This is a genomic window from Nostoc sp. PCC 9305 (assembly GCF_963920915.1).
Lineage (GTDB): Bacteria > Cyanobacteriota > Cyanobacteriia > Cyanobacteriales > Nostocaceae > Nostoc.
Genome location: NZ_CAWUDN010000008.1, coordinates 57,821 through 73,463 on the forward strand (window position 1 = coordinate 57,821; position 15,643 = coordinate 73,463).

Here is a 15,643-nt window from a genome sequence, read left to right on the forward strand (position 1 = left end):
CCTGATTAATTACCATGAGTCACAGTATTTTATTACGACTCAATTAGGATTGCTATATGCTAATTCTCCTTACTTTTCATCCAGATAACCTGGAAATCTTCACCCACAGAGATGTCGATACGGTACTGAAAAGAATTGATGGTTCTCACAATATTTGGTTGCGTTGTATTCACTTCCGCGATCGCACTGGAACAGCCAGAATTATCAAGCATTTTGGACTCAATCCATCTCGTGTTAATATGATTTTCAACCATTCCCCTGTAGGAATTGATGAAGATATAGAAGATTGTTTATTTGACAGTTATGAAATCCTAAGTTCTCAAATAAAAAATAATGAGTTTGAGGTGGTGCGTGGCAATATTGTAGTTGGAAATAATTTTATCATAACTTTTGAAATCGCTGAACTAAAAATTTTAACTATTTTAGCTAATAATCTCCAAAAGCGAACTCTAGATATTCAAAAATTGGGAATTGACTATCTTTTTTATCTCATATTTAAAGATATTTTAAATAATTACGAAACGGTATTTACCTATATTTCAAGAAAACTTGATGATTTAGAAGATGAAGTTTTAGACAATTCTGGTGATGAGTCAACGTACCAAAAAATTGCCACAATGAGGCAATCTACTCGTTCTGGACGCCGTAATTTTCAAAGCATCAAGTTACTTATGGCTATTATGGATAATGAAGATTTCCAATGGATTAGCCAGCCAGTAAAAGAACTATTCAATCAAGAATTGGTTCATCACGTTGATAAGCTCTGGCAAGAATACCAAGCTATAAGAGCCTGGATGTCAGAATTAATGGAAATTCAACGCGATAATATTGCTAGTAAAACAGGCGAACGAATTAATCGCCTAACTATCCTCTCGACAATATTTTTACCAATCACTTTTATGTCTGGTTTCTATGGTATGAACTTCAAATATATGCCGGAATTAGAACAGCCTTGGGCTTATCCTGTGGTGATCTGTATGATGGGATTAATTGTGATTGGCAGTATTGTTTATGCTAAAAAACAACGTTGGTTGTAGTATCTATCAAGTTACTAATAAAAAGATCCCCGACTTCTTCAAGAAGTCGGGGATCTGAAACTGTCAGTGGAAAGCAAATCAAATAGAATTACTATTCTATATATATTTTCAGTAAGTAGACTAAATCAACCCTAAATCGGCAAAAAAACGTGAATTTACCATTGATTATTAGTGCTGAAGAACATAACGAAAAAATAGCAATTGTGACAACGGACAGAGCATTTACCTATCGGGATTTGCTACACACTTCCAGTCAAATAGCAACAAGTCTTCTTCAAAATACAGAAGATTTACAAGAGCAGCGAGTTGCCTTTCTCATTCCGCCTGGGTTTGAGTATGTCGCCACTCAATGGGGAATTTGGCGGGCTGGTGGCATAGCTGTACCTCTGTGTGTTTCCCATCCACGCCCAGAATTAGAATATGTAATTACTAATTCTGGAGCATCGATTATTATTGCTCATCCTAATTTTGAGGATATACTGCGTAGTTTACCGCCGCAGGCATCGCTAGCCCAAGAACACAATTTGAGATTTATCCTCACCTCAGAAACGCTTCCACATAATATTAGTCGCCTCCCAGAAATAAATATCACAAGACGCGCCTTAATTCTCTACACCAGTGGTACAACTGGTAAACCCAAGGGTGTAGTTACAACCCATCAAAATATTCAAGCGCAAGTGACTAGCTTAAATACCGCTTGGGAATGGACATCTAGCGATCGCATTTTACATATCCTGCCACTACATCATATTCATGGAATTATTAACGTACTGACTTGTGCTTTATGGGCTGGGGCAGAATGCCATATATTGAGCAAGTTTGATGCCGAAACCGTTTGGAAGCGAATTTGTGACGGTGACTTAACTCTATTTATGGCAGTACCAACAATTTATGTAAAGCTAATTACTGCTTGGGAAACAGCCTCTAAGGAACGCCAACAAATCATGTCAGAAGGCTGTGCTAAAATGCGCCTGATGATTTCTGGCTCGGCAGCGTTGCCAGTTCAAGTTTTAGAAAAGTGGCAGACTATCAGCGGCCATTTTCTGCTTGAGCGCTATGGTATGACTGAAATCGGTATGGCGTTATCAAACCCTTTACACGGTGAGCGGTTGTCTGGATATGTGGGGAAACCTTTACCTCAAGTTGAAGTGAGATTAGTAGATGAGAACGGAGAGTTAGTTCCACCCGGAACACCAGGAGAGATCCAAGTTAAAGGCCCTGGAGTGTTTCTAGAATATTGGCAAAACCCTGAAGCAACCGCCAAAGCCTTCCAAGATGGCTGGTTCCGTACTGGAGACACTGCCGTAATTGAGAATGACAACTACCGAATTCTGGGACGAATGAGTGTGGATATCATCAAAACCGGAGGGTATAAAGTTTCAGCTTTAGAAATTGAAGAAGTGCTAAGAACCCATCCAGATATTCAGGAATGTGCAGTGGTTGGGGTTGCCGATTTAGAATGGGGCGAACGGGTGTGTGCTGCGTTAGTATTGCAAGGCTCACAACCTTTAACATTACAAGCTTTCAGGAGTTGGGCAAAAGAGCGATTGGCGGTTTATAAAGTGCCAACCCAAATTCTGATAGTTGAAGAATTACCGCGCAACGCGATGGGGAAAGTGACTAAGCCGACGGTGGTTGAGCTATTTTGCTGATAGCGATCGCTAACACCCACTTATACTCAGAATTTGAAAACTTATAACCCCTTAATAAATATAATTAACTCGATCGAGCCTTAAAATCTGACAAATGGGGTGAAATCGACCTATGAGTGACTTAGTTTTTCTACCCGCTCATCAACTTGCTCAGATGATTCGCGATCGCCAAGTCTCTGCTGTCGAAGTATTCGATGCTTACTTGGCGCAGATTTCTAAACACAACTCAAAGCTGAATGCAATTTGCACCTTAGATGAAGACAATGCTCGTGCTAGAGCAAAACTTGCAGATGAAGCTCTAGCTAGAGGAGAACACTGGGGCGCTCTACACGGTGTCCCAATCACGATCAAAGATATTTTTGAAACAGTAGGACTACGTACCACAGCAGGTTACATTCCTCTCAAAGACTACATTCCTCAACAGGATGCCACCGTTGTCGCAAGGCTGCGGGCAGCAGGAGCCGTTATCTTGGGAAAAACGAATATGGCAGAACTGGCTGGTGATTATCAAAGTACAAATTCTCTGTTTCCACGGGTAAATAATCCCTGGAATCTTGACTATACAGCAGGTGGCAGTTCTGGAGGTAGTGCTGCTGCTGTTGCAGCCGGACTTTCAGCATTAGATATAGGCAACGATATTGCAGGTTCAGTGCGCCAGCCTGCAACTTTCTGCGGCGTGTATGGCTTAAAGCCAACAGATCGCCGTATTTCCACCGCCGGAAGTATCCCTGAAGTACCGGGAATGCCACTATGCTTGCGACAAATGTTGACTATTGGCTGTTTTGCGCGATCGCTCGAAGATATTCGCCTTTGTTTCTCACTCATCGCTGGTGCGGATTTGCGTCGCCCAGATGTGCCACCGATTCCCCTTGATACTCCATCAGGCAAGTCTTTCCAGGATCTTAAAATTGCTTGGATTGATGAATGGGTGGAGGTTCCCGTTGCTGCGGAAATTCGAGGCGCAATACAAACAGTCGTGCAAAAACTCGCTCAAGCAGGTACTTATGTTGAACGCTGGCTTCCCAAAGACTTTAATTTATCGACAGTATGGAACCTCTGCGGGCGAATGGAAGCATATATCAACAACTACGCCCAACCCAAGGATCGCTATAATGTGCTGCGCAGCTTAGAGTTACTCTTTCGCACAGCAACTCAAGGCGACAAAAAACTCCGAAAATTGGGGAATTTCAGCAGCTTTCTGCCAGAAATTTTGAATCCCAGCTTAAAAGGGTATTTCGAGACACTCACCGAGCGCGATCGCTTCATTTCCCAAATGGATGAAGCTTTAGAAGCGTGGGATGTATGGCTCACTCCTGTAACAGCAACCCCTGCATTTACCCATTGTCCGGCTTGGAGCGCCATTGATATTGAGGGCAAATCCTATCCTCATGCGGTAGCAAACGGTGCTTACACAATGCCATTTAATTTGAGTGGTCATCCTGCGGTGGTGATTCCCATAGCGCAAACTCACAATGGCTTACCGATTGGAATACAAATTATTGGCAAGCGATGGCGCGAAATGGAATTGCTAGCGATCGCTCAAGAACTTGACAAAGTGGTTGGTGATTTCCGCCATCCATTAGGCTATTGAGGAATAGCAGCAATTAAACTTCACCGTTATACCCTTTGTACACCCTACGAAATAATGGGAGAGTAGATATGTGGAAAGATGAAATTCTTGAAGAGATTTATAGAATTCGAGAAGAACATGCAAAGGCTTTCAACTATGATTTACAAGCAATTTGTGATGATTTGCGACAAAAGCAAGCTGTAAGTAGTCGGCAGATCATTTCACAGCCACTCAAAAACCCAGTCGCCAAAATAGCAAATGCGAACGCCAAAATAACAAATGCGAACGCCAAAATAACAAATGAGTTCGCCAAAATAGCAAATGAGTTCGCCGAAATGACAAATGCGTAGGCGTAGCCAGCCGTAGGCATCGCCTCTACCCAGTTTCTCACCCCTTCGGTATTTTGGGCGGACACCAAAAAAGGTTTTTGCTGGACACACCAAGGGATTCCAGAATTCCTCGCATCACCTCTGTGCAGTACATCCAGTGTCCCAAATCGTCATACATGCGATCGGGATTAAACTCGACATTGTAATGCAGCACATTGGGAAGGTCTAAAAACTGATCGCCGCTTTGGGGAGAAAGAAGCAACAAATGAAATGGCTTCCCCTGGCATTGTTTTTCTAGCTTCTTGACCAGATCAATTACACCACCGCGATCGCTAATTCCTGTGCGAACAAAAAGCACTTTGTCGCAATGCCGCAGTGCATACCAAAACCTTTTAGAGCGTGCTGTGTAACGAACGCGCATCCGTTCATGGACGGGAAACATATCGTTCGTGGGGTCGTCTGTCTCCTCAACTTCATGGGCAAAGGATAAACCCGACCACTTACTATGGTAAATTCTGCCTGCATCAGGACTGTAGTGCAGAAAAGCAGGGTTCCACATATCATCAAAACCGTGTTCGATCGCATCCGCAACATCTGCAATATTAGTCGTGCGTGTGAGATCGAAGGGAAAGGCGGGGCCATCATACTCCATCTTATATAACATCATGCGGACAGCACAGCGATCGCCAAGGGGAAGAATCGCCACACGGCTGATATCCGATAACTCACATTTGTATTGAAAAAACACCGCAGACTTAGGCGGTGCTTTCACCCGACTTTCTAGCCCATCCTTACCAATCATCATCGTGCGAAAAGGGACATCGGGATAAAGCGGATCTTCATAAACACCCGATGGCATAGCTTTAAGTGCGTTACAAACCTCCGTCCACATCGGCTGAATGTTGTACTCGTTGTCTGATTCGTTGATTATCCAGAGGTGGCGTTCATCCGCTTGCAAAATCCCCAAATGCCCGTCATCGAATAAAACGTTGTTCGGCGAAAAGAGATTGAAGGCGGGGCTATATTCTAGATCGGTATTTGGGGGGATGTTTATTGTAGTTGCGATCGCGCCATCCTCTACAGCCAAGAAAGGGAGCGTCCCCGGCTGGGTATTCTTTGCAATGTAAATACCTGATATCAATCCAGCCTTACTTTGCAGTGCAGTTTGTAGTTCTTGCCAATAGGGAGCGATCGTGTAGCTGTTTTGCGATGAATTAACGATCCGTAAACGCTTCTCTTTCATACACACAGAGATATGAAAGCCCCCATTATCAAAGTAGATAGGAAATTCATTCGGTTGCTGGAAGCGTTGTTTTTCTTTTGCTAATCCGTCTTTGTCGATATCGAATAAATGGTGGTCGATCTGCTGATACATAAGGCTATGACCGACTGTATTCGGGTGAGCCGGATCGAAGGATGTCCCCGCTTTCCATCGTCCTTGTCCATCATCTACAGCTGCCAACCAATCCAATACAGTCACGCCCCAACTGAGCATTCGTTTGTGTGTGTCTCGAATCAGCGAGTAATGTTCCAGGGAATAATCACCGTTGGGATAGACTCCGCCTAAAATCGGGATTGCTCCGATGTCGCGCGTCATTTTCACAAGTTGCTGCAAGCCACTTTCAAACCGCCGTTGTACCGCCCGCCGTTCGTGAGGGGAACAGTAAGCTAACCCTTCGTTACCCAGAGATAGGGCAATAATCACAATATCTGGTTTTTCTGGGGTGACAAACCAGGGGAATCGAGCGATCGTTCTGCTGACATTCGCCCCCACCTCCGACACATTCACGAGTTTATGACCATATTTTTGCTGTAAAGCCTGTGCCAACAGCCAGACCCAACCTTTCAAAAACCAAGCTCTATGACCTAATGCGACGGAACTGCCAATGACTACGATTTTTAAACCTTCAGTCTCTTCATCTAGGGGTATTCTGACAGCAGGGTTCTCAATATATCCGAAGGGATAAGGTTGTAAATAACCGAATCCGCCATCATCCACAATAATTGTGTCGGCGTCATTGTTAGAATCAATGGGAATCCAGCGGTTTGTATCTAGTAAGCTCTCCCATGTTGCGTTACCGTTTGCATCGAGACGCACATACTTATATTCAACTTTCTGGCGCTCGCCTGACTCTTGAATGTCAATATTTGTCCACCATAAAGGATAGCGATCGCCACTTGTACGCAGATGAACACATTTACTAATATCCCACAAACCCAACTCTGGAGTAGAACCCACCAGACCAATGGATTCGCCCGTTTGAGTGTATGCACTGATCTGGAATCTATACATAGAGTTTATCCTGATTTAGTGAGGGCCATACCAAACGGTCAGCTGAATCCTTAAATCTGTTTTGAGAATATCACATAGAACTCTTAAGAATCCGGTATTAATCTTCTTAAGTATACTGAATTTCTGGGTTACATCACTCAAAGCTACAGCAGGCAAGCTTTTCAAAAATTAAATTAGATTTTTATAGAAGATTTACTACTAATTAAATAGAATATATTGTATTAAAAGTTTTAGTACAACTAAGAACAAATCAAAACAAGGATAAGATTAAGTTAAATTTTTCCTTTAATAGCACTAAAATACGTTGCTGAATCAAGGGATGATTCTTGTAGCGTGGGCGACACGAGCGCCCTGAAATACAAGGGACGGGCAAGATGCCCATCCCAGAAAACTAGCAAAATCATCCCGCAAATATGCAACGCCCAAGTTTTATTTCTGCAAGCTGCACACTTACGACCATAAGTCACGAGTTCAACGCCGATCGCCCATCCTTTCAGAAGAGTTTAAATGCCTATCTCACAACCATTTTTGTTACTAGTCAACTAGGATGTGCCTGAATATCAGCATCAGAAAAACATAAATAAATATGAATATCTTAATAGCTATATATGAATGAATAGTTAAATAATCTTAGGAGAAATAAAAATAGCTGGGATTTGCATCGGCAGTTGTGGATAGAGTGATGCAGATCCTTTCTAAACCTAGAATAACAATTTTTTAGCTGGTCGTGGTAGGCATCGTGAGTCGGTGACTGCCCAAAACCTTGCGCTTGAACATGAAGGAAGCAACAATGAGTAGCAATCTAGCCATCAAACTCCGCTCTGGAACTCAACAAGCCCACACATCAGCGGAAAATGTGGCATTCATGAAATGTTTTTTGCAAGGAGTTGTGGATAGAGACTGCTTCGCTAAATTCTTAAGCAACTTGTATTACGTCTACAGCGAACTAGAAGCGGCATTAGAGAGCCATGTAAAGCATCCTGTGATTAGTGCGGTTTACTTTCCTGAACTTAATCGCCAATCCTCGCTCGAAAAAGACATGGTGTTCTATTATGGGGATAATTGGAGAGAGCAAGTTACACCCTCACCTGCTGCCCAGAGCTACATTGACCGCATTCGGGAAATTTCTGCTAGTGAACCGGCTTTATTGCTAGGTCATGCCTACACTCGCTACATGGGCGATCTTTCTGGGGGTCAAATGCTACAAAAAGTTGCTCAGTCAGCCCTGAAGCTTTCTGGGTATGAAGGCACATCCTTTTATAACTTTGAGCAAATTCCTGACAAAAAGGCATTTAAGGATAAGTATCGTCAGGCATTAAATGCATTACCCGTTGATGATATAACAGCAGAACGGATTGTTGCAGAAGCCAATAATGCCTTTGGGTTCAATTTAAAGATGGCTCAAGAATTAGAGGGAAGTTTAATTAAAGCACTCGGTCAAGTTCTCTTTAATAGCCTCACTCGTTCTCAGAATTCAGGTAGCACTGAAGTAGCTGCGGCTAATTAATTTTGTCATTTGTCATTTGTCATTGGGCACAAGAGGCAGAGGGGAAAAACTTACTGTAACTTCTCCTCTGCTCCCCTGCTCCCCCGCTCCCCTGCTCCCCTGCTCCCCCGCTCCCCCGCTCCCCATTAATCACGTCTCTACCTACTCCCTTCATTCATTGGAAAGCAACTCAATGGTTTTTCTATTACCTGGTGTCAAGTTCGATCTGGATCTGATTCAAAAGTACGACACTCGCGCACCTAGATATACCAGTTACCCGCCTGCTACAGAGTTAAGCGAAACATTCACTGAAACTGATTTTAAGGCCGCGATCGCCGCATCAAATCAACGCAAAACCCCTCTTTCTTTGTATTTCCATATCCCTTTTTGCCAAAGTGCTTGCTACTTCTGCGGTTGTAATACAGTAATTTCCAACAACAAGAATATTGCGAAACCCTATGTGGAGTCTTTGGTTCAAGACATTAAAAACACCGCAGCTTTAATCGATTCTGATAGAAAAGTGTTGCAAATCCATTGGGGAGGTGGTACTCCTAATTACTTGGAGCGTCACCAAGTAGAATTTTTATGGAAAAACATCAATCGCTATTTCAACATCGATCCCCAAGCAGAAATCTCAATTGAGATTAATCCCCGCTATATCGATAAAAACTATATTTTCTTTCTAAGACAGATTGGATTTAACCGCATTAGTTTTGGCATTCAGGATTTTAATCGCCAAGTTCAAGTAGCTGTCAATCGTGTCCAGCCAGAAGAAATGCTATTTGATGTCATGAGTTGGATCAAAGAAGCTAAGTTTGAAAGTGTGAACGTAGACTTAATTTATGGTTTACCTTATCAAACCCGTGAGACATTTCAAGAAACGCTGAAAAAGACGATTGAATTAGATCCTGACCGAATTGTTGTCTTTAACTTTGCTTATGTGCCGTGGCTCAAACCGACACAAAAAAATATTTCTCAAGAGGCTCTACCTCCAGCAGAGGAAAAGTTAGAGATTCTGAAAATGACCATTGAAGAATTGACGAATAACCAATATCTATTTATTGGCATGGATCACTTTGCTAAAACTAATGACGAACTAGCGATCGCTCAACGTAATGGTACTCTCAAACGCAATTTTCAGGGCTACACTACCCACGCCGAAACAGAATTATTTGGTTTTGGAGCCACATCCATCAGTATGTTAGAAGATGCTTATGCTCAAAACCACAAGGAGTTAAAGGATTATTATCAGACATTGGCAGCAGGTAGTTTACCTATTAGTAAAGGTATCAAACTCACTCAGAATGACATTATTAGACGGGATGTGATTATGGGTATTATGTCTCATTTTCAGCTTCATAAGCAAGATATTGAAAACAAATATCATATCAGTTTTGATGAATATTTCTCTGAGGAGCTAGAGGCGTTAAAACCACTAGAAGCTGATGGTCTAGTCAGTTTATCAAAAAATCAGATCCAGATTACAGACATCGGTAGATTACTAGTAAGAAATATTGCCGTCATATTTGATACTCACACAAGAACGCGAGAGACAAAATTCTCCCGCGCTATTTGATATCGCTTTTGCAAATCTTTACCACATATTATCTCCTCAATCTAATTTAAAAATAAAAGTTGAGGGGATATTCTTAAGACTATATAGCGGTTCTCATTCAGATGCGGTACAATATTATGTCGCGGGGTATAGGGGCACGGCAATGACCATATGGTATTGAGTTCATTGGCTTATAATCACTATCCGCGTCACTCCACTCCAGTTTTGTCTAAAGCCAAAACTTCCCCTCCCCAAAGCATCGGGAAATTAAAATAAAGTTGTTAAATAAAAAATGTACAAAAAGCTTGGTTAATTATTTATATAGATAATTAATGATGAACTATAACGAACGAAAGTTCTCAATAATTCTATGAACAAATATTTTTAATACATCCCCAAAAAGTTAGATACAAACTTTATGCCTTAGGGTAGAGATAAAAGAGAAGATGTTGACGAGTAAATTAACATTTAGTTTTGCGGATAAAAATTATGTCTGTGATTATATATTTATAATAACTTGTGACTTAAATATACCAAAACTGTTGATTGATATTAAGATGTAAAATATGCCAATTCTAATCCAATCTATACAATCTGGATATAAATTATTTTGTATAACTTTTGGATTTAGCATTTACCCCATCTGGTAGAAAGAATTTGGAATTAGAGTTGATAACTTAGATATTAAGTGAGTGAGATTGTTGAGGCGGTTATGAGTATTATTGCTTGGATAGTTTTAGGACTTTTGGCAGGTGCGATGCCTAACGGCAGGCTACGCCTACGCTAAAGCTATTTATCCTGGTTATCAAGGCGGCGGAATTCTCTCCACAATGATTTTGGGTATCATTGGTGCTTTCGTCGGTGGAAGTTTATTTACCTTGTTAAGAACAGGAACTCTGCAAATTACTGCGGCTGGCGCTGGTTTAACTCTTCCTGGTATTTTAGTGGCTGTGCTTGGTGCAATTGTTGCCATTTATCTGTGGGGATTAATCAGAAGAAGCAGCAATGTATAACCGCTGATTGGCAGTTATCAACCCTGAGATAACTACCGTATTTTATTCAGTCTTCTAGTTCACCAGTTTAAGAAGCTATAAAACATCAAATTAGCTCTATCTGGAAAAAGACTAAAAGATAAGTTGATTCATTCTGTAACACCAAATTTTGGGAAGTGTAAATCTATGTTTTTTCACAAAAAAGAGCCTATTCACGCAGTTAACGTTAGTGAACCAAACCCTCGTTTTGCTCAGTTGCTTTTAGAGCAGTTTGGCGGAGCTACTGGAGAACTTAGTGCAGCACTTCAGTATTGGGTTCAATCATTCCATGTCGAAAATGCTGGCATTAAAGATATGCTCCAAGATATTGCGATCGAGGAATTCAGCCATTTAGAAATGGTTGGTAAACTCATTGAGGCTCATACTAAAAATGTAGATCAAACCGAGGCTTACAAGAGTACTCTTTTTGCAGTTCGAGGAATTGGGCCTCATTTTCTAGATAGTCAAGGTAATGCTTGGACTGCAAGTTACTTGAATGAGGGTGGAGATGTAGTACGTGATTTAAGAGCTAACGTTGCAGCCGAAGCTGGCGCTCGTCAGACTTACGAAGAGTTGATTAAGTTGGCAACCGACCAAGGAACCCAAGAGACTTTAGTCCATCTGTTAACACGAGAAATTTCTCATACTCAGATGTTTATGAAAGCTCTTGATTCACTAGGTAAGTTGACAGATCCATTCTTTGGTAATATCAAGCCAGATGAAACTGTTGCTCTTTACTACAACCTATCTACAAACGGAAATGGTCAAGATGAGCGTGGCCCTTGGAATTCTGAGCCAACATTCAAATACGTTGCTAATCCGCTAGAAAGCCACTCTTAATTGCATAGGTTGCAGTCAGAATATAGATTTATTTTGAGTGAAAGAGTTTTTGGCAGATTCTGAACAACTCCCAATAATATGGTAGGCAAATAGCCTACCTTGTTTATAAAATGTTGGGCTGTTTAGCTACATTTAGTGAGCAAAAAAAATCCCGACTTTTCTAAGAGGTCGGGATTTTTATTTACAGCAATTTTCATGTATTTTAGCCGCGCCTGTTGTCGGGGCACAAGAAGTTGCGCCCTTGCTTTAATTTCTACTGCGATATTTCTGACTTCAGAAATTAATTCAACTCAAAATCAAAACTCAGAATTAGGAGATTCACTTGTGATTGTCAACGCTACGCCAAATGGTTGGGAAGTCATTTATCATCGTGCCCATGCTTTATTAGCAGCTGAACTAGCAGGACAATGGCGACGTAAAGATGCTCCAGTAAGGTTATATGAAACTATAGCTGCAATTTCTCATCACGATGATCTAGAAAAAGAGTGGGAAGAAGATACTCTAACTGAAGCGGGTGCGCCAAAGGACTTCATGCTCTCATCAAATGACAATGTAGATGCAGGTGTCGATAAATTGGCTAATTTGGCAAAAAATGCCCTTTACCGTGGACGATGGGTAGCTCTCTTAATTTCTATGCACATCAGCCGTTTAAATGAGTCAAGGCGGGGTAAGTCTTTAAAATTAGACAAACTTTTAGACGAGCAACTTCAAAATCAGCAACGTTGGCGCAAAGAATTGGGCATCAAAAAGGAGGAAGTTGATGCAGCCTATGCATTTATGCAATGGTGCGATCGCCTTTCTCTCATTTTATGTCAGCAAGAACTACCTGACGATGAACGGTTTTTAGAAATTAGCAAGGGCCCTGAAGGTGAGCGCTATGACATCATGCAGCGCAGCGATAAGTTGGTTGTTGTCAAACCCTGGCCCTTTCAAGACGAAAAATTTACGGTCAACATCGAAGCTTGCGACCTCTCCCAGGTGAAATTTCAGAGCAGCAACGAATTAACTAAAGCACTACAAGAAGCCCCAATCAAAGTACTAGAGTGGACATTCGTTAAGAGTTAGATACACAAAGCTTACAGCTATTTAACTGAAAATAGCTGTCAGAAAACTAGGTTAGGCGATCGCACTCTTCTATCAAATCCCTACTTATATTTTTGCAATGGCGATTTCTAGTAACGACTATGGCAGGGGTTCATGGTGTGCATATAACCCAAGCTGCAAAGACACAAGAAGTAGCGATCGCATTTAGCGCCAAGGTCGTTAGATCGGTTTTAATGATTCTAACTTTTATCTAAAGATGTAGTTTTAAGACAGATTGTTATTACTTATGATAGTTCCTCTAAATCATTCCAATCAGTGAAAGTAAATATACTTAATAACTGAGGTTCAAAGCATGGACTCAACAGGTAAGGTTCAAACTCTGGACTCGTCCTGGTCTCTTCCACTGCCGTTGAAAGAGTATGCAATGAGCCGAGTAACTGTCTACTTTTATAGCGACAGATGGGTTCCAATTAAATATTGTTCTTTGGAAAAGGCAATTTTGCTTCACCAAAAAGCAAGTTTAGAAGGCAAGGAAATTTTGTTATTTCCGGCTAATATAGACCCTAATCAATTCTCAAACTCTTTTAACTCAAATGCATTGAGGTAGACTATTTTCAAACATCTTGGCAACAAATTATTCAGCTATAGAGGCGTACATATATATGTACGCCTCTACTTGTAAATAGGAGTAAAAGGGACTGGGGATTAGGGATTGGGTTGCATTTGTTTTCTAAACCAATCCAGAACGCAGTGCCACAACTGCTGCTTGCACGCGATCGTCCACTGCTAATTTATTCATAATTCCCCGGACATGAGTTTTGATGGTGTTGGGACTAAGATAGAGTTTTTCGGCAATCTCTGGGTTACTCAACCCGTCTACCATCAGCTTTAACACTTCTAACTCACGCCCAGATAAATTGGCATTGTTGGTGGTGGGTGAAGGCGGTTTGAGATTATCAATCACTCGCCGCGCAATTTGGGGATCGAGATAGGCTGCACCATCAACTGCGGCTGCGATCGCACTTAACAGTCGTTCCACACTTGCACCTTTGATACAATAGGCATCTGCACCGCTAGACAGTGCCGCAATTATTTCTGTCTCCGTTTGATGAGATGTCAGCATCACTACATGAGTTGCTGGTAGCGCCGCTTTAATTTGCTGTGTTGCGGCAATGCCATCCAATCGCGGCAACCCAATATCCATAACCACCAAATCAGGTTTCAGTTGCAGTGCAGCTTGAACTCCCAAATAACCATCTTCAGCTTGTCCAACAATCTCTAACTGAGGATGAGCCATTAACGATTGCTCTAATCCCAATTGCATCATCGGATCGTCTTCGACAATTAACACGCGCAAGGGCGGAGCATTGACGGGTAAATTTAAGGGATAGCGAGTATCTAAAGACATTTTTATGAATTAAGAGTTGGGAGTTAGGAGTTAGGAGTTAAGAGTTAGGAGTTGGGAGTTGGGAGTTAAGGATTGAGAATAGCTTTCAAGGTTAAGTATTTAGGTTTCCAAAAAATAATTGAGGAACTTTTCAATTATTAAACTGAGATTTAGGGCTTCAGACAATTATGTTGGTTCTCAAACTCAAGAAATTGATCTAATCTGAAAAACCTACCAATCATAAACAAAGCAGGAAGTCAGGAGTTATTCATAACTCTTTAATTCCTAACTCCTAACTCCTAACTGAATTTTATTCTTCCACGCGATAGCCTAACTCTGCTAAACTAATCCGCGACTGTCGCCATTTTGGCTGGACTTTCACAAACAATTCTAGATAAACTTTGCCAGCGATTAATTTTTGAATTTGTTCGCGGGCTTCACTACCAATTGCTTTGAGCATTGCTCCACCTTTGCCAATGAGTATGCCTTTTTGGGAATCACGCTCGACGTTGATGGTAGCAAGTACACGGGTAATGCTGGGAGTTTCTTCTACTAAATCAATGGCGATCGCAACTGAATGGGGTACTTCTTCACGAGTCAATAATAAAATTTGTTCTCGGATTAATTCACCCATAATAAAGCGTTCTGGCTGGTCAGTTACCAAGTCTGGAGGATAATATAATGGCCCAATTTCTAAATGTTCAATTAATAATTCTTGAAGTTCTGGTAATCCTGTACTAGTCTTGGCAGAAAATTTCACGATTTCCCATTCATGAGACTGGGCCATTTGAGCGTAACTATCATCTAGAAACTGCGAATCAGCCGGTTGTTGGTCGGTTTTGTTCACACCCAAAATCACTGGTGTTTTACTGCGACTGAGCAATTCGGCAATATAGCGATCGCCCGATCCGCAAGCCACGGCTCCATCTACCACAAATAACACTACATCTACCGATTCAATAGCAATTTTGGCATTTTGCACCAATACTTCGCCCAATTGATGATGGGGCTTATGAATTCCTGGCGTATCTACAAATATTAACTGCGCTTCTGGTGTAGTTAATACACCGCGCAAACGGTTACGTGTAGTTTGCGCTACTGGTGAGGTAATGGCAATTTTTTGTCCTACTAACTGATTCATCAAAGTAGATTTACCGACATTTGGGCGACCAACAATGCCGATAAAACCTGATTTAAACTCAGGAGGAGCCTGTGGGATTGTGACTTCTCCTGGAAAAGAGAAGTTGTAATTTTCAATACTAGTCACCTTTGGCTCCACCCTCATATTTTCTAGCTGGGATAACTTGGTTTTTTCTTAGACACAAAATAGGCATAAAATTACCCTGGCATTTTTAGGGATTGCTTTTGCCGAGGTTTAATCTACTACTGGTTCTACACTTATATTTTACAGCTGAGATA

At 41.4% G+C, this 15,643-nt stretch carries 11 protein-coding genes and 1 pseudogene; 9 read left to right on the forward strand and 3 right to left on the reverse strand.

What is annotated here, in order from left to right; genetic code table 11:
• Positions 1–56 precede the first annotated feature (56 nt).
• From ACM0OX_RS04985 to ACM0OX_RS05000, 4 genes are all read left to right on the forward strand, one after another.
• Entirely contained in the window at positions 57–1,037 is a 981-nt protein-coding gene (locus ACM0OX_RS04985; protein ID WP_414513550.1) for a magnesium transporter CorA family protein, read from the forward strand.
• Positions 1,038–1,186: 149 nt separating this feature from the next.
• Positions 1,187–2,689: an acyl-CoA synthetase gene (locus ACM0OX_RS04990; protein WP_414513551.1), complete on the forward strand. Its 1,503-nt coding sequence runs from the start codon at positions 1,187–1,189 to the stop codon at positions 2,687–2,689.
• A 112-nt stretch (positions 2,690–2,801) separates the two neighbouring features.
• Positions 2,802–4,280 (forward strand): amidase, encoded by a 1,479-nt coding sequence (locus tag ACM0OX_RS04995; protein ID WP_414513553.1) that lies wholly within the window; start codon positions 2,802–2,804, stop codon positions 4,278–4,280.
• Positions 4,281–4,348: 68 nt separating this feature from the next.
• Positions 4,349–4,609, forward strand: coding sequence for a hypothetical protein (locus ACM0OX_RS05000; RefSeq protein ID WP_414513555.1), 261 nt, complete (start codon positions 4,349–4,351; stop codon positions 4,607–4,609).
• 37 nt (positions 4,610–4,646) lie between these two features.
• Here the strand turns inward: ACM0OX_RS05000 and ACM0OX_RS05005 are convergent, their stop codons facing one another.
• The gene (locus ACM0OX_RS05005; RefSeq protein ID WP_414513556.1) at positions 4,647–6,881 is read right to left on the reverse strand and encodes a DUF1796 family putative cysteine peptidase; all 2,235 of its coding nucleotides are present in this window, start codon (positions 6,879–6,881) and stop codon (positions 4,647–4,649) included.
• 790 nt (positions 6,882–7,671) lie between these two features.
• Between ACM0OX_RS05005 and ACM0OX_RS05010 the strand changes: the two genes are divergently transcribed.
• From ACM0OX_RS05010 to ACM0OX_RS05030, 5 genes and pseudogenes are all read left to right on the forward strand, one after another.
• Positions 7,672–8,388: a heme oxygenase (biliverdin-producing) gene (locus ACM0OX_RS05010; protein ID WP_334843628.1), complete on the forward strand. Its 717-nt coding sequence runs from the start codon at positions 7,672–7,674 to the stop codon at positions 8,386–8,388.
• A gap of 172 nt (positions 8,389–8,560) precedes the next feature.
• A complete protein-coding gene (hemN, locus tag ACM0OX_RS05015; RefSeq protein ID WP_414513558.1) occupies positions 8,561–9,943 on the forward strand; it encodes an oxygen-independent coproporphyrinogen III oxidase in 1,383 nt (460 codons plus the stop codon).
• A 691-nt stretch (positions 9,944–10,634) separates the two neighbouring features.
• A pseudogene (locus tag ACM0OX_RS05020) lies at positions 10,635–10,935 on the forward strand (GlsB/YeaQ/YmgE family stress response membrane protein).
• Between the two features lie 165 nt (positions 10,936–11,100).
• A complete protein-coding gene (locus ACM0OX_RS05025) occupies positions 11,101–11,793 on the forward strand; it encodes a manganese catalase family protein (protein WP_414513560.1) in 693 nt (230 codons plus the stop codon).
• 324 nt (positions 11,794–12,117) lie between these two features.
• The gene (locus ACM0OX_RS05030; protein ID WP_414513640.1) at positions 12,118–12,858 is read left to right on the forward strand and encodes a DUF3891 family protein; all 741 of its coding nucleotides are present in this window, start codon (positions 12,118–12,120) and stop codon (positions 12,856–12,858) included.
• Between the two features lie 709 nt (positions 12,859–13,567).
• Here the strand turns inward: ACM0OX_RS05030 and ACM0OX_RS05035 are convergent.
• On the reverse strand, positions 13,568–14,245 hold the full coding sequence (locus ACM0OX_RS05035) for a response regulator (RefSeq protein WP_292733041.1): 678 nt from the start codon (positions 14,243–14,245) through the stop codon (positions 13,568–13,570).
• Between the two features lie 289 nt (positions 14,246–14,534).
• Positions 14,535–15,509, reverse strand: coding sequence for a GTPase Era (gene era, locus ACM0OX_RS05040; RefSeq protein ID WP_414513562.1), 975 nt, complete (start codon positions 15,507–15,509; stop codon positions 14,535–14,537).
• Positions 15,510–15,643 lie beyond the last annotated feature (134 nt).